Source organism: Vibrio sp. dhg (genome assembly GCF_003443775.1).
In the GTDB taxonomy this organism is placed as follows: domain Bacteria; phylum Pseudomonadota; class Gammaproteobacteria; order Enterobacterales; family Vibrionaceae; genus Vibrio; species Vibrio natriegens.
In genome coordinates this window covers 1502762-1524104 of sequence record NZ_CP028944.1, presented here as the reverse complement: position 1 = coordinate 1524104, position 21343 = coordinate 1502762, and the positions used below count along the sequence as shown (strand labels likewise).

The 21343-nt window shown below is 43.6% G+C and carries 16 protein-coding genes; 6 read left to right on the top strand and 10 right to left on the bottom strand.

Annotation, left to right across the window (positions count from 1 at the left end; all coding sequences use genetic code 11):
* Window positions 1–20: 20 nt before the first annotated feature.
* The 7 genes from DBX26_RS22490 to DBX26_RS22460 form a co-directional block, all read right to left on the bottom strand.
* On the bottom strand, window positions 21–785 hold the full coding sequence (locus DBX26_RS22490; protein ID WP_118120946.1) for a hypothetical protein: 765 nt from the start codon (window positions 783–785) through the stop codon (window positions 21–23).
* Entirely contained in the window at window positions 775–2073 is a 1299-nt protein-coding gene (locus DBX26_RS22485) for a hypothetical protein (protein ID WP_118120945.1), read from the bottom strand. Before DBX26_RS22485 ends, DBX26_RS22490 begins: the two co-directional genes overlap by 11 nt.
* Before the next feature lie 18 nt (window positions 2074–2091).
* A complete protein-coding gene (locus DBX26_RS22480) occupies window positions 2092–3489 on the bottom strand; it encodes a hypothetical protein (RefSeq protein WP_118120944.1) in 1398 nt (465 codons plus the stop codon).
* Entirely contained in the window at window positions 3471–4649 is a 1179-nt protein-coding gene (locus DBX26_RS22475; protein WP_020335415.1) for a hypothetical protein, read from the bottom strand. Before DBX26_RS22475 ends, DBX26_RS22480 begins: the two co-directional genes overlap by 19 nt.
* Entirely contained in the window at window positions 4649–5365 is a 717-nt protein-coding gene (locus DBX26_RS22470; RefSeq protein ID WP_065303924.1) for a hypothetical protein, read from the bottom strand. The genes DBX26_RS22475 and DBX26_RS22470 overlap by 1 nt, the downstream gene beginning before the upstream one ends.
* A gap of 28 nt (window positions 5366–5393) precedes the next feature.
* Window positions 5394–6293, bottom strand: a complete 900-nt coding sequence (locus tag DBX26_RS22465; RefSeq protein WP_118120943.1) for a hypothetical protein — start codon at window positions 6291–6293, stop codon at window positions 5394–5396.
* Window positions 6294–6715: 422 nt separating this feature from the next.
* Entirely contained in the window at window positions 6716–8353 is a 1638-nt protein-coding gene (locus DBX26_RS22460) for a BCCT family transporter (protein ID WP_014234857.1), read from the bottom strand.
* A 529-nt stretch (window positions 8354–8882) separates the two neighbouring features.
* On the opposite strand from DBX26_RS22460, the gene DBX26_RS22455 reads away from it, so the two are divergent.
* From DBX26_RS22455 to DBX26_RS22440, 4 genes are all read left to right on the top strand, one after another.
* Window positions 8883–9995, top strand: coding sequence for a two-component system response regulator (locus tag DBX26_RS22455; protein WP_118120942.1), 1113 nt, complete (start codon window positions 8883–8885; stop codon window positions 9993–9995).
* Between the two features lie 36 nt (window positions 9996–10031).
* On the top strand, window positions 10032–12461 hold the full coding sequence (locus tag DBX26_RS22450) for an ATP-binding protein (protein WP_118120941.1): 2430 nt from the start codon (window positions 10032–10034) through the stop codon (window positions 12459–12461).
* A gap of 157 nt (window positions 12462–12618) precedes the next feature.
* On the top strand, window positions 12619–13104 hold the full coding sequence (locus DBX26_RS22445) for an acyl-CoA thioesterase (protein ID WP_014234860.1): 486 nt from the start codon (window positions 12619–12621) through the stop codon (window positions 13102–13104).
* 159 nt (window positions 13105–13263) lie between these two features.
* The gene (locus DBX26_RS22440; RefSeq protein WP_031779247.1) at window positions 13264–13509 is read left to right on the top strand and encodes a hypothetical protein; all 246 of its coding nucleotides are present in this window, start codon (window positions 13264–13266) and stop codon (window positions 13507–13509) included.
* 436 nt (window positions 13510–13945) lie between these two features.
* On the opposite strand, the gene malG is transcribed toward DBX26_RS22440, so the two are convergent.
* The 3 genes from malG to malE all read right to left on the bottom strand — a co-directional run bounded on the left by malG (window position 13946) and on the right by malE (window position 17681).
* Window positions 13946–14836 carry a maltose ABC transporter permease MalG gene (malG, locus tag DBX26_RS22435; protein ID WP_014234862.1) on the bottom strand — a complete coding sequence of 297 codons (891 nt, stop codon included), beginning with the start codon at window positions 14834–14836 and terminating at the stop codon, window positions 13946–13948.
* Between the two features lie 12 nt (window positions 14837–14848).
* On the bottom strand, window positions 14849–16423 hold the full coding sequence (malF, locus tag DBX26_RS22430; RefSeq protein WP_118120940.1) for a maltose ABC transporter permease MalF: 1575 nt from the start codon (window positions 16421–16423) through the stop codon (window positions 14849–14851).
* Window positions 16424–16502: 79 nt separating this feature from the next.
* Entirely contained in the window at window positions 16503–17681 is a 1179-nt protein-coding gene (gene malE, locus DBX26_RS22425) for a maltose/maltodextrin ABC transporter substrate-binding protein MalE (RefSeq protein WP_014234864.1), read from the bottom strand.
* A 670-nt stretch (window positions 17682–18351) separates the two neighbouring features.
* Between malE and malK the strand changes: the two genes are divergently transcribed.
* Both malK and DBX26_RS22415 read left to right on the top strand, forming a co-directional pair.
* Window positions 18352–19470, top strand: coding sequence for a maltose/maltodextrin ABC transporter ATP-binding protein MalK (gene malK, locus DBX26_RS22420; protein ID WP_014234865.1), 1119 nt, complete (start codon window positions 18352–18354; stop codon window positions 19468–19470).
* Between the two features lie 462 nt (window positions 19471–19932).
* Window positions 19933–21333, top strand: coding sequence for an undecaprenyl-phosphate glucose phosphotransferase (locus DBX26_RS22415; protein ID WP_118120939.1), 1401 nt, complete (start codon window positions 19933–19935; stop codon window positions 21331–21333).
* Window positions 21334–21343: the final 10 nt, after the last annotated feature.

The window sequence follows — 21343 nt, the reverse complement described above, 5'->3', positions numbered from 1 at the left end:
TGCTACCGTCATCTTTCTCATCAAAAGTAAGAGGAGAGATCCCCTGCGCTTTCCGCTTGTTGCTCAAATAGAATTTCTTCAATATTCAAAGCAAAACGTTCACATTGCTTACTGCTGCAAGACTTCGCAAGCAACTGGCTCTCTTCAAGATTACCTTGGTCATACTTCCATTGAGCAAGCCAGATTTTTACTTCATTTCGCGTAATAAGATGCTTATCTACATACTGTTGATAGTAGCTATCCGCCTTATCGGTGTCTGACTGAGCCAGCAGCAAACTAACGATCCCTGCCGCGTCCATAGCGACGCTGGAGTCCTTCATTAACAACGGCAGAATGGGCTTTATTTTCGCAAATTGCTCGGTCTGGTAATACGCAATGGCGTAGTTCAGCGCAGTCGTTTGAAGGTTGGTTTTATACCCAGTATCATTGATAACCGCAGAGCATGAAGCCTGATCTTTCTCCAGCGATGAGAACTGTATACTGGTTAACTCATAGCTCAGGTTCGCAAACGGCCAGGTATCAAGCCGTTCGCTAATCCATTCTCCTTGAACCAGCTTGTCTTCATATTGCTTTCTCAAACTCAGCCCTAAGCCTTTACGACAGAGCGATTTCATTTGCTTGGCTGTCAGTGCGTGCTCTCTTGACACCACGACCGAAATTTCAGCATCACGATCACTAACGAGATAATCTGTGCCATTAAATGACCAGGTTTGCGGTTCTGAAGCAAAGGCTGGCAGGCATATACAGCCCGCCAGCATTAACGCGTATCTGTGGTTACAGATCATTCGCATTACTCACTTGGCCTGATGGGCCTTGAGTATTGTTGCCACCATCAGTCAAACCACCTGTTGTCGAGATCTTATGGTTTGTGCCTACTGTCTGGCCTTCTCGCACACGCTGTTTGTTTTCTGCTGCCGCTTGTTTTGCTGCCGCTTCCAAAGAAGGCGCATAAACCGCTACCGCTAACATCCAGTCGCCATCATGGCTCTTGAAGGTTTTCACAGAAACGCCTGCAGGTACTTTACCCGAAGCAAACGACTTGTATGAATCCGCACTCTTCATGTTGTTTAGGAAAGTGTGCTGGGTTTCTGCCAACACTTTCGCATCTGCTGGATTAATGCTATCTGGTTCGTATTCGAACTGTTCATTTTTCTCAAGCTGATTCTCAGTGAAACCACCTTCCCAATAAACTTGTTCACCTTGCATTACGGCGATCAAACCATTACGTGCTTTAGCCTGTGCCTGAGACTTAGACACATTAAGCAATTTGCGTTTTACGGCATTGTTCTTGTTGTCGCGAATAATTGATGAACCAAAGCCCAGAACAAAAGACTCTCCCGTTTCAGCATTGGTAATGACTTTTGCGCCAACTGGAGGCAAAACACCGGATTGGAGCTCGGCAATAATCTGTTTGAAGATGACGTTTGGTTCAGTAGTTTGCGTGATAGCACCAACTTTACGTTTGGTTTGTTCACGAGTTTTTGGTGTAGAAATTAAGCTAACGCGAACCAGGTTCTCACTTGGGTCATCAAAGACATCAAAAGTTACGTAACCAGCCAGCGCACCCTTTACTGACTCAGCACAGTTATCACTCATCATACTTGTTGTATTCGCAGTGCTTTCTGTTGCGGTATCAATAATATCCATGGTTTCGTTGATGGCAGTCGCACACATATTGCTCATGCCTTCCATGTTTTCAACCAGTTGCTTTTTAGCAATTTGGAACGCTTTCATGTACGCCGCGCGTTTAGAAAGTAGCGTTGCATTACGGTTTTCGTACGTTTCGTAGCTACCAGAGCCTGTAGACAGAATACCAATACCAGAACCGACAGCGATCATTTTGACGCCGTCGCCTTCTTCTTCAATCAAGCTTTGGTGAGCAACAAGGACTGCTGCTTTAGGGTCAGCCGCAACGACTACGTCTCCAACCTCTTTGACACTATCAGTATTCACAGCCTGTGTTTCAGCAGTATTCGTTGCAGGGACGAGATCATTAAGATCAAAATCTGCACTTGCGTGTGCAGTACTAAAGGCACTCGCAAGTACCAATGAAAGGAGTGATTTTTTAAACATAATAATCCTTTAAATGTCCTAAAGTACGTTAATTTGATAATCGTTTAAGACACGTAATTTTGACGGGTAATTGGGCTGATGGATGCGCAAAGTTGGTTCGATATACTGCGCGAGATCATTGGCGTTATTGAGAGAGCGAAGCTTAACGACAACTCTGCCAGAGCGGCTTTCAATCTTGATATCCGACACTCCGTTAATGGCGCTGATAAGCGTGAAAAGTTGCCCTTGTTTTCCTGCTGCCGCTGGCGTGAAGATAAGTTCTCGAACCGGACCGCCACGCATCGCCATTTTTTGTACAGCGCCATGCAAAGCCTGTGTTAAAGCAGTTTTGTTTTTTTCAACAGCCAGGTGAACAGAAGCGAGCTCATTGAGCATGCCTTCTTTGTTTGGCAGGGTCATTAAGGTTGGGTCGTTATGCCACTCACCGTATAAATTCCCACTACGATCCTGCATTTGCGCTGACAACGCCAACTGTAAACCAGAAGGCGTCACTTTCTTGGTTTCATTCACTTTGAGGATGACCGTTGCCAACTCGGGCGCAGATGAAAGGTCAAATCCCATATTTGCCAATGAGGTAGAAAAAGTAGAGCGTACTACGGGAAGGTTAGCATCTACGTAAACAGCTGGCTGGCCTAAGCTCTTAATCAGTTGAGCAATTTTCGCTTGCACTTTCTGACGCTCAACAGAGACATCTAAAGTGATAGTGAATACACCATTAGGCTTCGTCTGACTGGAGATTTCACTCCATCCAGTAATCATGCCTTGTGACTGCATCGAAAGCGACTGCACCGCTACATCGTGGAGGTCGAAGTCATCACTTGTTGAGTTCGCCGACATGCTGGAATAAGACTGCTGCAAATAGCCGGACTTAACCATAACTCCAAGTACCTGACTAATAGCCCTGCGAAACGCATCTTGCTCCGCTACTTCACGCGCGCTTAAACCGCGAGCTTTGCTTGCAATGCCTTCTCCGACAACCACCACAGAAACCGTTGGCTCAGAATCCCAAGAGATGTCATCTTCGTTCAAAGATGGATCTATCTTCGGAGGGGTTACACGTGCGGTAACACAAGTATCGTCCCCCAATAGCTCTGGCTGGCTGAAGTCAGCACTAATCAACCCTTGATCAATACCCTCAACCAACATGTCGCGCGTAGCCTGATTAAATTGATCGTTTAGCAATTCGGTATCATAGGTTGACAACGACATGCTAACTTGACCGTTCAGGAAAAAACGCAGATTGTTAAGTGCATCCGCTTTGGCCGCTTCAATAGCCAGCGAGCCACGACCATAGGAGCAACCTTGCTCAATCAGAGCCAGTGCCGACTGGCTCTTATCAAGTTCTAGAGCGTTAACTTGAGTAGCGAAAAACAAACCACCTAAGACTAGAGCAGTTCTTAGCCTTCTTGTGCCCATGTACTGCGTTCCTTCATGAATTCCATTGGGACGCCGACACTAACCGCAAAAATTCGACGCTGACGATCCGGACGATAGATACCATTTTCAGCCTCATCACGTACTTGATCTGCGAGATCGCTGTCTTTCCAACGCACAATTTTTCCCTGTGCGCTTTGTTGGCTTGGGTTGACTGTCGCAACACCAATCGGCTCTACGAACCCTGCGCTGTACTCAAAGACCACCATGGTTTCATTTGGTAAAACACCCGCATTTTGGCCACGGTCAAGTGAGATTCGATCGCCTTTGATACCCTGAACCTGTGCGGTTGCTGGCATTTCTTTCAATAGACGGGTCAGCATGATATCGAATCCACGAGATGCCATTTCATTCATGACAGAGTCAACATCTTTACTGCTGGTGTAGTTGAAGCCGCGGTAGTAGTCCCCGTTGGCAATAACGGTGGTAAAACTCTTCTTGTCACGCACATCGAAGTTCGAAACACGAATTTTACCGATATTTGGGTAGCTGAGTTTTTCACGCGTATACGGGTCGATAACGCCTGTCGTCATTTCCATTGACGTTTGGAACAGAGATTGCGTCGAGCCAAACAGCATGTCACCAGTTTTGAGTACATCCACTTTCATGATGTAATCGGTAGAAAGCTTTTCTCGACTACTCATCTTTTGAGCAACATTGGCAGCACCCTCATCCGCTAGAATTTCTTCTAACGCCGCGTTTACTGATTTGGTATCACGGGTAAGGATGCGGAAACGGTTTACACCTGCAAACTGAGTTTCAAGGGTATTTTCAAGTGCTTTGGTTTCAAACTGGCCAATACTGCTGTGCATAGAATTAAATACATCCGCAGACTTTCCTTGCAAGCTTTCACTCACATCCGTTTTCACATCACCGAAGTAAAGGCGAATGGTCTTTTTGGCTAGAGGACAACGAGTATCCTTTTCGTTGGCTTCATAAGAACAAAACTGAAGCCCTTGGGTATTAAAGTACGCTGGCACTTCAATATCGCTGTCTTCAAAATCAAAAGCGGATTTACCAATGATAAGTGACGAGTTGCCAGCGTTGCTTTCTACTGCGTAAGTCTGCTGACTGGGTGTACTATTACACCCAGCAAGCACAAGACCAGCAGCGACCAACGTTGCGATCTTTGAATATTTCATTATGACTTCACTTGCTCCGCGACAACGTTGTCCAAGTTCTCTAGTTGATCGATTGTATTTTGATCCAGAGAAATCATTTCGTTAGCGTCGTAAGCCAGTACTGAACGCGCTTTTAGTTCGTTGTAAGCTTCTACCACTGGCACAACTTCCTTCTCAGCGTTTTCATCTTCAGATGAGCTTGACACAAAAGACAATGCGTTCTTTAAGCTTGCTAGAGCTGTTTCTTGACCAAGTACGGTAGCATTTTGAGATGCGATATAAGCAATCTTACCTGTCTCAATCGCAATATCTTTAGCTAGTTCAACGTTTTTATCAAAGATTGAGTCTGATGCTGATTTGTAAGCTTCAACCTGCGGACGGATCTTTTTGTTCGCAGGTTTGCCTTCATCAAACGCATTCATTGCAACTAGCAAGTCTTCATCAGATTTGTCTGCATTAATTGCTAGGAAACCTGCAACATCTGCGTGTTTATCTGCAAGCGTACGGTAGTCTTGGAAAACAGAACATTGGCGCTCTTGAATTGACACCATGATTTTTGACACTTGATCGACTGCAACAGAGACTGGGGTGTAGTCAGAACCTAACTCAGCACACGTTTTTGTTAGTTGAGTGCTCATTTCGTTACGGTCTACGGTTGCTGATTCCATACCTGGAATTGAAGAACATCCTGCAAGCACAGAAACGAATAGAGTAGCCACTGCTGTTTTCTTAAACATTTTTTATCCTTTAATTGTGTTAATTCTTTCAATCAAAAATTGAATAGATAGACTCACTTGTCAGTTTTTTAATTAGTTTTTGCCTAGCGTCATTCGTTGCTGCTGCCAAGCTTTTTGGTGACTCACCTAATTCAGTCACCAATTTTTGAGCAACCATCACTCCGGGTGCTGCTGCATCAAAGATTTTTAGCTGTACGTTTTGTCGTACAACAAAATTGCCCCCAACTCTGCCATTTCGAGCAGAAGTCTTTATGAAAATCGAAATCGCGCCTTGAGGGCTAGAAATGGCATTGTTCGACAGTAAACTCAGTAATTGGCCAGCAAATGCGTCTGATGAAGAACGGAATGAGATCGAAAATTGGTGCGTAGAGCGTTCTAATTGTTGCTGAACACGTTGATGCCGTGGGCTTAAGTCCTTTGCATCTTTCGCACTAAGAGAGCTCAAAAGCTTCATATTAATGTTACTTTTCGCAACGATATCGTTTGCCTGTGAAAATCTTTTGAAATCAACCCAACGATTACCCAAATTCTCAAGCTTTAGTTCAGCTAGTTCAAAGCTGTTGTTTAACTCGCGTGTGAGTTTTTCCGACCACGCCAGGCGATCAATTTTAAAACGGTATTCACACAGGTTGTTCTGGCACTCAGAGGTAACCAATTCGAGGTTTGAAATTTCTATTGGAAGTGAACGAAGTGAAGATTCTTGCTCAAATGAACTCGATACTTGGTTGTCGATTTTGGTGAACAGACTCTTTTCACGAACTTCTATTTCGCTATAAATATTCAGTGCTAATTGTTTTTTTGCATCAATTACAGCCTTATCTATCGTTTCTCCTGTTCCTAAAACATAGATAAAACGATCTGAAGACTGTGCGTTAGCACAGCCAACCCCAACTAAGAGGCTAAAAACAATAAGAAAACAGCGGAACAAACTCTAAGCCTAATTCGTTAACTTGATAATGAGCTCAGCAAGATATGAAACCACTCCTTTTTATTCAAGTGAACAACATTCAAACAATAAGTCACTATTTTTGAATTATTATTCAAACAAACGATAAATGTGACATCAGTTCCACTAATCTTATATATGACAGAAACCTTACACAGAAAGGTGATTATTTTAACTCATGACTCAATAATAAGACTTCCTCTAAGTTACTAATATTCATAACAATGAATTAGTAACACATTTATTAATAATGCATAAATTCAATATGTGTGACTTCGATCAACATTAAGTGATTGAAAAACAGACAAAAGTAATGTGATGAGAGCCTGATTAAATGGCCTCTTAACAACGAAAAGGGGCGTATCCTAACGGATACGCCCCTTGCTTAATGGATGAATGTGCCCTTACTTTTGGGCTCTTGGCTCGTTCATTAACCCTAAAATCAGCGAGAATGTGGCAATTAATAAGACAATTGTGAATGGGAAACCTGTCGTCACTGCCATCGCTTGCGCAGCGGCTAGTCCCCCTCCCAACAATAATGCAATCGCCACTAAGCCTTCAAACGTACACCAAAATACGCGCTGTGGTGTCGGTGCATCGACTTTACCACCAGCGGCAATAGTGTCGATAACCAACGAACCCGAGTCCGATGATGTAATGAAGAACACCACAACCAGAATGATACCAACAAAAGAGGTAATGCTTGATAAAGGCATAACTTCCAGCATCTCAAACAACTTCAACGGAAGCTCGGCATCTTTAACGGCTTCATAACCATCATTTACAAATTGGCTAATTGCTGTTCCACCAAAGGCCGTCATCCAGAAAACACAGACTGTTGAAGGGACAATGAGTACGCAGAAAATAAATTCACGAACGGTACGTCCGCGCGATACACGTGCGATAAACATACCAACAAATGGCGACCATGAAATCCACCAAGCCCAGTAGAATGAAGTCCAGCCTTGAGAGTAGTTAACGTCTTCGCGATTAAATGGCATCGACAATGCTGGGAAGTTTTCCATATACGACAAAATGTTGTCGAAAAAGCCAGTCAAGATAAACAAGGTTGGCCCAACAATAACAATAAAGAACAGCAATAATGCCGCCAATACCATGTTAATTTCGGAAAGTCGTTTAACACCACCGTCCAATCCCGCAAGTACGGATATCAACGCAAATGCGGTGATAACAATAATCAGGACAATTTGTGTCGTGTCTGTTAGCGGTACGCCAAACAGAAAATTCAAACCTGTTGCTGCTTGAGAAGCACCATAACCCAATGAAGTAGCAAGACCAAATACTGTCGCTACTACCGCAAGAATATCAATAATGTGCCCTGGCCAGCCCCAAATACGTTCACCGAAAACCGGGTAAAAAACCGAACGCATCGTCAGCGGTAGACCTTTGTTATACGAGAATATGGCGAGACCCAATGCCAGCAAGGCGTAAATGGCCCATGGATGCAAAGCCCAGTGATAAATCGTTGCGGCCATACCCAATGACTGAGCCGCTTCGATATCACCTAAAGCGCCGCCTAAAGGTGCCCAATCTGTTCGGACTCCATTTTCAAGCACAGGCCCTGCAAGCGAAGAACTGAAGTGAGACATTGGCTCCGATACACCAAAGAATACCAGCCCGATACCCATACCTGCGGCAAACAGCATTGCCAGCCAGCCAGCGTAACTATAGTCAGGTAAAGCCTCCGTCCCGCCTATCCTAACTTTACCCAGTGGAGAGATGGCCAAACCAATACAAACTAAAACAAATATGTTACCGGAAAGGATGAAAAACCAATCAAGGCTGGAGGTTAGCCAGGATCGCATATGGACAAAAATCGGCTCTACTTGTTCCCTGAAAATTAAGGTAGCAAATACAAATATCACAATTGCTAACCCAGAGACCGCAAACACTCGGTTATGAATATCTAAACCAAAAGGTCCAACGGATAACACGACGTTGTCCTGACCGACTTGATAATCGGTATCTATAGGGTTGGCTTTTCCGCTGTGTTTAGGAATACCACCATTATCTTTACTCATTGAATGTTCCTTTATCTTTACACAACCTAAATAGGTGAAAGGTATGGATCAATTAACAACTACTTATTAGCTATAAGTATAAGTCTTAATAAATGAAAACATCTCGAATGCGTTCAAAACCAACTGAAAAAGTCGAAAATAAACGGCATGTGTTAGACACCTAAATGCAAGCACGCAAAGCAAAAATGTGACGTATTTCAGTAACAAAGTGCTTTAAGTAACGTGTCTAAACGAGAGTATAAAAGTTCTCTTTTATACATTTCAAATATGACAATTTATGAAATCGATAACCTATACGTGACTTATCTTCAGCAGCATTATTGGACGCCGAATTCATATCAAAAAACCCAATCAAATTTGGAATGGAGATCACTATAAGTTGAAGGCCATCACTATATGTAACAGAGGGTTATGATACTTTAGGTGCAACTAATATAAAAAATAATAGTGCAAGGTCATTAATTGATTATTGACACAAATATTAAGCACTAAATCGCAATTTGCCGTATTGCTGCCAAAAGGAGAAAGGATGTTCGATTTTTCTTCATCCAAGCCGACTGTGTTGGTTATCGACGATATCCCTGAGAACCTCACGTTGATGTACCAATTACTTAAAGATGATTACAAAGTAAAAGGGGCAAATAGCGGTGAGCGAGGACTAGCACTTGCAGAAACCGCTAACCCCGATTTGATCTTGCTCGACATTATGATGCCGGAAATAGACGGTTATCAGGTATGTGAGAAACTAAAATCAAACCCTGCAACCAGTGATATCCCAATCATATTCCTCACTGCGAAAGCTGAAAGAGTCGATGAGCATAAAGGGCTAAAACTGGGTGCCGTTGACTACATAACCAAACCGATTAACCCAGAGATCGTGAAAGCACGTGTCCACACTCATGTGTCTCTCAAAGTGGCTTCCGATATTTTAAAAGACAAGAATCAAGTGCTAGAGCAAGAAGTCGAAAGACGAACCACTGAAGCTCTGCGCCAAAAAGAACAGCTTCACGCAATTCAGGATGTTGCCTTTTATGCCATGGTATCGTTGGCTGAAACCCGCGATAACGAAACGGGTAACCACATCAAACGTACCCAAGCCTACATAAAACGGTTAGCCGAACAATTGCGAAAAAGCACGCGTTATGTATCAGAACTAAACGATGAATATATTGATTTATTATATAAATCAGCGCCTCTGCACGATATCGGAAAAATAGGTATTCCAGACATTATCTTGTTGAAAGAAGGCCCGCTAACACACGATGAGTTTCAGGTGATGAAAACTCACACCACCATCGGTTATGAAGCGATTAAAAACGCAGAGAAAGTAAGCGATCAGCCAATGAAATTTTTGACTGTCGCAAAAGAGATCGCCTACTCGCATCATGAGCGCTGGGATGGTAAAGGATACCCATTAGGTCTTGCTGGAGAGCAAATTCCGTTGTCAGCCAGACTCATGGCGATAGCCGACGTCTATGATGCGCTGATCAGCAAGCGAGTTTATAAGCCTGCTTTTACTCATTTAGATGCAGTAAACATCATTTTGTCGGGCAAAGGCACTCAATTTGACCCTACTATCATCGATGCCTTCGCTGAAATTACAGATGAACTCGATGCCATTGCTCAAGCATACACGAACTAAATAAGACAAGTACTTATAGCCGTTTCTGGGAAAAATATGAAAGACAACAAAATCACCACACAATCGTGGGTGTGGCGTTCAATGGTCAAAACCGGAATCATTCCACTTATTCTGGTGGAATCGGTTCTTATTGCCGTTTACTTGATAAGTAACCACTTTATCAGTACCGACAACATGGAATACATTTACACACAAGTAAATGAAGAATTGAAGATTTCATCGGACAGAGAAGCGGCAATCATTCGAGAAAAATTGCTCTCAATAGAAAGCTTAACAACCGTATACCGAAACGAAACCGAACGTGTTTTATCAGAAGAACACACCATTGACCGCTCTGAAAAAGATAATCTTGCCGTTAGCAAAGATGGCGTCTTGTATTCTAAACAAGATTTAGGGGGCTCAGCTTCTTTCTACTCTGGCCTAACCGCGGAGAAAGATTGGGAGAAGGTGTATAGACTTGCTCACCTCGATCCACTTATGAAACAAATCGAAAATAACAGCGAATTAGTTGCGTCAATTTATTTTAATTCCTGGGATTCATACAACCGAATCTACCCATGGTTTTCTACCGTCGATCAGTATCCTGTTAAAATGGATATCCCTAATTACAATTTTTACTATCTGGCAAACGCTGAGAACAATCCTGACAAAAAGACAGTTTGGACAGATGTTTACATTGATCCTGCGGGTCACGGCTGGATGGCATCGGCTATCGCTCCGGTCTACAACCAAGGTTTTCTCGAAGGGGTTGTCGGGCTTGATATCAAAGTCAGTGACATTATAGAGAGCATTCAAAATCTTGTCATTCCTTGGGGCGGCTACGCTATTTTAGCGAGTAGTAACGGCACAATTATGGCTTTGCCACCACAAGGCGAACACGATTTTGGCTTGAAAGAACTCACTGAGCACAGCTACCAGCAAGCAATCACGAAAGAGATTTTTAAGCCTGACGCGTTTAACCTGTATAAACGTGATGACACCGCTGACTTGAGCATGCGTTTACTCAAGAACACCAATGGATTTATGCAGCTCAAACTGAATGGTGAAAATAAACTGCTATCGTGGTCGACCATACCAGAAACCCAGTGGCGCTTACTGATGATTGTTGGTGAGAAGGAAATGTACGCGACTTCTCGTGCGCTAGAACAAAAATACCAAAACATTGGTTACATTCTGATCTTCGGTTTAGTGGCATTCTACACCTTGTTCTTCATCCTCATCTGGCGTTCATCTAAGAAGATGAGCGAATTTATTGCTAAGCCATTAAATCAGATCCAGAGCATGGTCAATCGAGTCGGGCTGGGTGATTTTAACTTAGCTCATGAAGGCTTCCGTTTAAAAGAGCTCAATGAAACAGCAAACGCGATCATCAACATGGGTGGCAAGTTGGATAGGCTCACTTCCGAACTGACTGAGGCAAAATTATCGGCTGAACATGCTAACCTAGCCAAGAGCCAGTTTATTTCAAATGTCAGCCATGAAATCCGCACGCCGATGAATTCGATTCTCGGGTTATCTCACATACTGTTAAGTTCGGACCTCACGTCCGAGCAAAAAGATAACCTGCTGAAAATCGATAAGTCAGGCAAGCACTTGCTGACACTGATTAACGACATTCTCGACCTTTCTAAGCTTGAAGCAAATAAGGTTGATATTGAGAAGGTCCCATTCGACATCCGAGCGACAATTCAGGATGTGCACGACCTTGTTGAGCACAAATCCAGAAAAAACGATGTTCATCTTATGACTAAAGTTGATCAGTCCATTCCTCAGGTCGTTGGCGATCAACTTCGTATTAAGCAAATCCTCCTGAACTATGTGAGTAACGCCATCAAGTTTTCTAAAGGAGGAGATGTAACCATCGCAGTCAGTGTCGTACAAAGAAGTGAAAACCATATTCACCTGCTATTTAGTGTCATGGATACGGGGATTGGTTTATCTGAACACGATCAGGCCGTCGTATTTGACAGCTACCAGCAGGCAGACGCCTCAACGACCAGAAAATACGGAGGTACTGGCCTTGGCCTTGCGATTTCTAAGCACTTCGCAGAGTTAATGGGCGGTCATGTTGGTGTCGACAGTGAGCTAGATAAAGGGAGCAATTTCTGGTTTACCATCAAACTCGATATTGACCACTCCGGTATATCAGTAATTCCTAAGTACACAGAGCTTCCAGAACCTGTGCTTGTTGATACCACGCATCTTCAACACGAGTGTGATATCAAATCAGTCGAGGAGTTTGAGTCTAAAGTGAACCACCTGACAGCGCTTCTTGAAGAGTGCGACTTGGAGTCTGAATTTTATTATTCCAAGCATAAGTCCTGTTTTGAAAAACTTAATCCGGAACTGAGCTATGCTCTGTCTGAATCAGTATCAACCTATCATTTTGACGACGCTCTGAAGCTAATGGAGCAAGTCAAAGTCGAGTTAAGTCAATTCAAAGAGGCCATGGTTCCAAGCGAATAAAGACGTTTACCTAGCACTAAAAAGCAGGTACTGCGGTCAAACTCTGGGCCTGCTTTTTTATGTGAATTGTAGGCTCTTGACTTGGTGTCTAAAACTAGTGGTGTCGATCATTTTTTCAAGGTATGGTTGTAACAACAAATTCACAAAGGAATAACAGATGAGCAGTGGTCAAAGAGATATTACCCTTCGCTTTTTAGCAGAACCTGGCGACGTAAATTTTGGTGGTAAAGTCCACGGCGGTGCAGTAATGAAATGGATAGACTTAGCTGCTTATGCCTGCTCTGCCGCCTGGAGTGGCAAATACTGTATTACCGCTTACGCGGGGGGGATTCGATTTGTTGCACCGATCCATGTGGGTAACCTAGTTGAAGTCAGTGCAAAAGTGATTTACACCGGTCGCACCTCGATGCACATCGCCATTGATGTACAGGCGAGCGATCCCAAAGAAATGAAAAACCGTTTAACCACTCACTGTATTGTGATCATGGTTGCGGTAGACGAAGACGGCAAGCCAACAGATATTCCTAAGTGGGTTCCTGAATCCGATGAGGACAAAGCGTTAGAGCGATCTGCCATTGCGCTGATGAACATGCGTAAAGAAATCGGCGAAGAGATGGAAGCTCACGTTAAATACCTCAAGTAACCACCTACAACGAGCGTTCAAATCTGCAGCCCCAATTGTTGTGTGAAGCAATGTCATGCTTCTGCCATTTGTTTCACACACTCTCCTGCCTTGTCATAAATCTTTCACCTTGATTTGCTTAAATCCCTGCACTAATTTGGAAATGAATGAGTGTGGATCTTGGGAACTGTAAAAACCACCTTAAGTGAAGAAACGCTGACCAATTTAAAGGCAGTCGAATATCAATGGGTAAGAACCATGTATGTCGAGGGTTACAACGAGACTGAAATCAACCATTATATTCAAACGTGTTTTGGTGGAGACGTAACCTTTGCCAACCTTTTTCGTCGTGTCGCACTGCAGCAAGAGAGCTTATATACCTTGCTCCAGTATGTAGGATGTGCGCCTTCAAGCCGTGAGTTTTGACGGCTAACCCGCCTAGCTAACCCTCTCCCCCAGCGCTTTTGCGCGATATTTTTATGTGAAGTGCTACGCAGGCCATTTCCAAGGCTCTATGTAATCCATTACAAAGCCGATAGTCTTGGCCTGCATCATCAATATCTATTTACTCATTATTGGCAATAAACATCATCACCGTATTCTACGATTGTTTAAATACGTAAAGATATGATTTTACAGACATAAAAAAACCTGAGTCTGAACTCAGGTTATGGTTACAAGAACTGTTAGTGATTGTGTCGTAAGGAACTAAGCTAACAGCCAGCTATGCGTAACGCCAATAAAAGCAAGATATTACTGATCGGCGGCCAAACCAAAAGTGTAATATCAGTGCTAAGTATAAGGGCGACCATTTGGTCGCCCTTTTCTAGTTATTCTTGTCAATCTCAAAGACCAGTTGAGATTATCCTTTCACACCACCAGCGGTTAGGCCACCAACCAACCAGCGTTGAGCAAGTAAGAATACTGCAGTGATTGGCACTGCTGATAGTACTGCAGCAGCTGCGAAATCGCCCCACAAGTAGTTCTGTGGGTATAGGTATTGCTGCATACCTACTGCTAATGTGTAAGAGTTTACATCAGAAAGTAGGAGTGACGCTACAGGAACTTCACCGATTACCATGATGAACGACAGGATAAATACTACAGCCAGGATTGGCACTGACAGTGGAAGCAATACCAAACGGAACGCTTGCCATGGTGTCGCACCATCGAGTGCTGCCGCTTCTTCCAGAGATGAATCGATACTTTCAAAGTAACCTTTAATCGTCCAAACGTGCAGGGCGATACCACCCAAGTAAGCGAAGATCAAACCACCGTGAGTGTTCAAACCAAGGAACGGAATGTACTGACCAAGCTTGTCGAACAGAGCGTATAGAGCAACCAGTGCCAACACTGCCGGGAACATTTGGAAGATCATCATCGCTTTTAGGATGGTGTTCTTACCTTTAAACTTCATACGAGCAAACGCGTAAGCAGAAGTCGTCGATAGCGCTACAATCAGAACCGCTGAGATACCACCTACTTTTACCGAGTTCCATAGCCATGTCATTACCGGGAATGGAGGTGGTGTAACAGTACCATCTGCGTTAGTCACAGAGAAACCTAAAGCCAGTTTCCAGTGATCCAATGTTGGGTTATCAGGAATCAGACTACCCGTTGCAAAGTTACCTTCACGGAATGAGATCGCGATGATCATCAGCAAAGGGAAAATGATCAGTGCCAAGAACGCCCACATTGCAATATGAGTAGCCCAAACACGATACTTTAATGACTTACCTTGTACCATTGCCATTATAATGTCTCCTTAATCTTGAGCTACTTTAGTTACACGTAGGTTTAGTAGAGCCAACGCGCCAACCAACAGGAAGATAAGTGTTGCTACCGCACTTGCCAGACCGAAGTCTTGACCACCAGCACCTTCGAATGCGATACGGTAGGTGTAGCTAACCAATAGGTCTGTGTAACCTGCAGGCTCTGAAGTACCAATCATGTTTGGACCACCACCTGTTAACAACTGGATAAGCACGAAGTTGTTGAAGTTAAACGCAAAGCTTGCAATCAACAGTGGTGTCAGCGGTTTAAGCATCATTGGCAACGTAATGCGTGTAAAGTTAGACACGAAGTTCGCACCATCGATAGCAGAAGCCTCATAAAGGTCATCAGGAATCGCTTTAAGCAGCCCCATACATAGAATCATCATGTAAGGGAAACCAAGCCAAGTGTTTACAATCAAGATCATGCTTTTGGCCATGAATGGGTCAGAGAACCAAGCAGGGCTAATACCAAACAGACCTTCAAGTAGCATGTTGATCTCACCAAAGCTTTGGTTAAACAAACCTTTAAAGATCAGGATAGAAATAAACGCTGGAACCGCATAAGGCAGAATAAGTAGAAGTCGGTAAACAGAGCGGCCTTTTAGCTCTTCCCACTGAACCACACTCGCCAGAACCAAACCGATGATTAGAGTAAATAGTACGGTTAGTGCAGAGAAAACAATCGTCCAGATAAAGATGCTAATAAATGGTTCTTTGATACCGTCATCTTTCCAAACTCGTTCAAAGTTATGGCTACCAATGCCAACCACGAAACCCGGTGATACTGTACTGCCGACAAACTGACCATTTTCATCAATCGGCTGGTAGTAACCCGTTTCCATGTTTGGCAGTAGGGTTTCTTGAGTACGGTTGTTAAATAGTGCCTCACCATCCTCTAGTAGCGTGTACAAAGGTACAACCGCTGCGAACTTACGCAGACCGCTCATACGGATGTCATCACCGCTTGGCAGATGAAGGTCAACACTGCTTAGTGCGTCGCGATTACTCACGATGGTTTTGATTTGCTCTTTCTCACCAGTCACTTCTTGGATTGGCGCAAGATCTAAATCCGTTGCAGAGAAACCTTGTAGTTGGAAAGTCGGCGTAGCCAGTAACTCGCCATCTTTATCAATGACAATTTGATGACCCTGTTCAGTTTTGTATAACGTGAACGGATAGCTATCACCACTTTGATACGTCCTGTCCAAAAGTACAGTTTGGGCTCGCTCGAAAGAGAGCTGGTTTTTCGCGCTGTAGTTAGTAAATGCCAGACCTACGGTATATGCCAATGGGAAAAGAATGAACAAAATCATCCCTGCAATACCAGGATAAATGTAACGGTGAGCGTAAGTCTTTTTACTACCAAAAATGTACAGTGCTAAAGCAGTAAGAATAATCGTAAGAAGTGCAAACGCAATCTCACCGCGCGAATACATAAGAATTGTTGCGTAACCATTAAGAATGCCGACTGTGCCTAAAAGCGCCCATTTAATAAACACTTTTTTGCTGCTCGGAAGGTTGGCTGCTGGTGCTGTCATAGCTTTTGTACCTTGAACTGACTGCATAGGGAACCTGCTAGCGAATATAGAATAAGTATAGAAAAGTAAGGAGGAGTTACCCCCTCCTTAAAAAGGTATTACAGAATTATTTAGTCATTTGTTTTTCTGCATCAGCAAGCGCTGCATCTACAGTTTGACGACCGTCAACAACGTTGATGATTGCGTTCTTAGCCGCACCCCAGAATGCATTCATTTGAGGGATGTTTGGCATGATTTCGCCGTTCATTGCGTTATCCATTGTTGCCGCGATTCGTGCATCAGAATCTAGCTCACGTTGGAATGAGTTAAGTGCTACCGCGCCCAATGGCTTGTCATCATTAACTTTACGCAGACCGTCGTTAGTTAGCAGGTAGTTTTCTAGGAATTCTACCGCCAGGTCTTTGTTTGGTGACGCAGTGCTGATACCTGCTGTTAGAACACCAACGAATGGCTTAGAAGACTGACCTTGGAATTTAGGTAGTGTAGTCACACCGTAGTTGATGCCAGACTTCTCGATGTTGCCCCAAGACCACGGACCGTTGATAGTCATCGCAGTTTCACCTTGGTTAAACGCAGACTCAGATACTGAGTAATCCATATCTGCAGAAATTACGCCTTTATCTACAAGACCTTTAACGAAAGACATAGAATCTTTCACACCTTGCTTAGCGATACCCGCGTCTTTAACGTCGTAGCCTTCAGAAGTGTATTTGAACGCGTAACCGCCATCAGCAGCCATTAGTGGCCAAGTGAAGTACGGTTCTTTTAGGTTCCACATGATTGCAGATTTGCCGTCTTTCTTAAGTTTCGCGTCAAGCTCTGCAACTTCTTCCCAGCTTTTAGGTGGGTTAGGAACAAGATCTTTGTTGTAGATTAGAGATAGAGACTCAACCGCTACAGGATAGCCGATAAGTTTGCCGTCGTAACGCACTGCATCCCATGCGAAATCAACGATGCCTTCCTGAATTTCTTTAGAAGGTTTGATTTCTGCCAAAAGACCAGCTTCTGCGTAACCACCAAAACGGTCGTGAGCCCAGAATACGATATCAGGACCGTCACCAGTCGCTGCTGTTTGTGGGAATCTATCTTGAAGGCCATCAGGGTGAGCCACTGTTACTTTAATACCAGTGTCTTCTTCAAACTTCTTACCAACTTCAGCAAGGCCGTTGTAACCTTTGTCGCCATTGATCCAGATAGTTAGTTGTCCTTCTTCGATGGCAGCATGAGCACCAAATGACCCCAAAGCAACAAGAGTACCTAGTGCTACAGCGCTTAACTTTTTCATGTTCGTATCCTTTGTTATATTTTTGATGTAGGGCTAGTCCATTGAGGTTCAGCCGTATTTCGACATATATCATCTGAAATAATCCAGTATGTCTCATCCTCCTAATCCCTACGCCCTATCAATTATGGCGTATTTTCGTGATCTATATCGTCAAGCATAGGAGACCCAAATCACAAAAAGGGCTTTTGTCGTGATCCACTTCAACTTTAGGTGGTGTGATAATGTGATTTCCGCCCAACTCCTTCATTACTCCTCCTTTTTTACTCCTCCCCGTCTACTCCCCCCACAATTATTTCGATTAGGAGGATGTGACAAAAGGAACAATCTTAGAAACTGCACCCATCCAAGAGTGGATGGTAAGAACCCTTTCCCAGCTATACCTATTAGTTAGGTGAAAATAGGCTGGTTTTGCATTGCCATACGAGTGGAATGTCATTGATTGGTGTTGTTTGTGGTTATTTTTTCACGGGGGAGACAACGCTATTAATGTGGGGGAGAGAAACTCGTACTTGGCTGTGACGGGTAGCACTTCTTAGGACAATTTATTGAAGTGCTACCCTACTTTTCTTATCAACCACCTTTACTTACCGATTCCTACTGTTACTGCTCGCTAGATAATTCATATAATGATGAGTGGTGAAAAATAAAAATTTGATCGAGGACGAGCTACATGGCGAGTGTCACGTTAAAAAATGTTTGTAAAGCGTATGGCGACGTATTGATTTCTAAAAACGTAGATCTGGAAATTAACGAAGGTGAATTCGTTGTTTTCGTAGGTCCATCAGGTTGTGGTAAATCGACCCTTCTACGTTGTATTGCCGGTCTAGAAGACATTACTTCAGGTGATTTATATATTGGTGACGAGCGCATGAATGACGTTGAACCATCCAAACGTGGTGTTGGTATGGTATTCCAGTCTTATGCTCTATACCCACACTTAAACCTTTATGACAACATGTCATTCGGTCTTAAGCTGGCTAAAGCAGACAAAGCTGAGATTGACAAACGTGTTGAACACGCAGCAGAAATCCTACAGTTAGGTCACCTGCTTGAACGTCAACCTAAAGCACTTTCAGGCGGTCAACGCCAACGTGTAGCGATTGGTCGAACTCTGGTTTCACAGCCAAACGTATTCCTGTTGGATGAGCCTCTGTCTAACCTTGACGCGGCACTACGTGTAAACATGCGTTCTCAAATCACTAAACTACAGCGCCAGCTGGGTTGTACGATGATTTATGTGACGCACGACCAGGTAGAAGCGATGACAATGGCAGATAAGATCGTCGTTTTGGATGGTGGTTATGTTTCTCAGGTTGGTAAGCCACTAGAGCTATACCATTACCCACAAAACCGCTTCGTTGCAGGCTTTATCGGTTCTCCAAAAATGAACTTCATGAGTGTATTTATTGAAGAAGCCGAAGCAGAACGTGTAAAAGTTCAGCTATCTAACGGCGTATCATTCTGGATTCCTGTTGACGGCACAACCGTTAACCGCGGTGACCGTATGTCTTTGGGTATTCGTCCAGAGCACTTACTCTCCGCTTCTGAAGCAGACGCAAGCATTCACGGTGAAGTGATGATTGTGGAGAAACTAGGTAACGAAACTCAGGTATACCTAAACCTTGAAGGTGCAGATGCTGACGTTATTTTCCGTCAACCAGATACGCTAGCTGTCGACTTGGGTGATAAATTGGAAATTGGTATCCCGGCACACCGTTGTCACCTATTCCACAGCGATGGTCGCGCATGTCGTCGCCTATTTAAAGAGAATGGCGTAGACGTCGAATAATTAATTCATCTCTAATTACTAAAAATCCCTCTCCTCACCTGAGAGGGATTTTTATATCCAGGCCAATAAAGCAAAAACATTCACCAAAACCGCTCATAGCAATACGTCTAATTAAAAATAACCACAACTAATCCATTATTTTTCTGCTCAAAAGCTAGTTCATTAGGTCACTAGCTATATAAACCTTGGTCTAAATTTTCAGTCTACTTTCATCATACTTTTACTCATCCCTTGCTTCTAAGTACCAGCTTTATCCTAAATAAGAAGCTGAGCACCAAGTTTAAATTTCATTCTTAATTCCACTTACCTTTACGCAACGAATTTTTAAACTTAATACCGAATTTAAGTGTTTTCGCAGTACAAAAGTTCGTTGAAAAATCTGTTCACTAATTAAAACGTTTACGGCACAACCACTGGACAATAACTCCATTGGCGGTAGCGTGTCAGAAGGGAATCTAGGTAATGAAATACAAAGGACTTATTCGTTCTCATGAAGCAGAGTTCGCTTTTTTATATCGCATCGCCGATCTTACCGTCATTGTCTTCTTTATGCTGTTCCTGGTATTCAGAGGAACGCATACCACAATGGACAAGGACTACGTCATACTCTCATTTGTCGCTGGTATCTCATTCTTGTTGATGGCTGAGAGCGGCAACCTTTATCGCTCGTGGCGTACCAGCTCCTTTAAAGCACAAGCACTCATCACCTGTATGTCGTGGCTGATAACCGTCGCATTGCTGTTTGCGGTTATTTATTTTTCTGAAGTGTATCCATTGTTTGATCGCAGCATTTTAGGATTTTGGGTGATCATTACACCGCTTTTGCTTTTAACGTGGAGACTGGCCTTCCGCACGGGCTTAGCGTATTTGCGAACAATGGGTTTAAACACTCGTACAGCCATCATTATCGGCCAAACCCCACACGGTATTACCCTAGCGAACGAAATACAATCTCATACCGAGCATGGTGTCTTGTTTGATGGTTTCTACGACGAACGCTCCAAAGACAGACTCCCTCACTCCCAATACCCAATAAAAGGTCCTGTTGACCAAGCACTAGAACGTGCTAAAAAGGGCGACGTCGATTATGTTTATATCGCGATGCCAATGCATGCGAATGAGCGTATCGCATCGCTTCTTAATCAGTTCTCTGACACCACCGCAAACACATACCTCATACCAGATTTCTTTACCTATAACTTGTTGCATTCTCGCTGGGATCAAATCGGGCAAGTTCAGACTCTCAGCGTTTTCGACACGCCTTTCGCTGGTGTTTCATCCTGGATAAAACGTCTTGAAGATATCATTTTCTCAAGTCTGATCTTGCTCTTAATCTCGCCAATACTCATTGCGATAGCTATCGGCATCAAAGCAACGTCCAAAGGACCAGTCATCTTTAAGCAGCACCGCTATGGTTTGGATGGTCGCAAAATTGCCGTTTGGAAATTCCGTTCCATGACCACCATGGATCAAGGTAGCCACATTAAACAGGCAACAAAAAACGACCCTCGTATTACCCCGTTTGGTGGGTTTCTACGCCGCACATCACTCGACGAGTTGCCGCAGTTTTTTAACGTATTGCAAGGCACCATGTCCATCGTAGGACCGCGTCCTCACGCCGTTGCCCACAACGAAGAGTATCGTCAAATTGTCGACCGTTACATGCTGCGACATAAAGTAAAACCCGGCATTACTGGCTGGGCTCAAATTAACGGTTACCGAGGCGAAACCGATACTCTCGATAAAATGGAAAAACGCGTCGAGTTTGATTTGGAATACATCCACCAATGGTCGGTATGGATGGATATAAAAATCATATTCCTGACCGTATTTAAAGGATTCACCGGCGCTAACGCTTACTAAGGTAGAGACG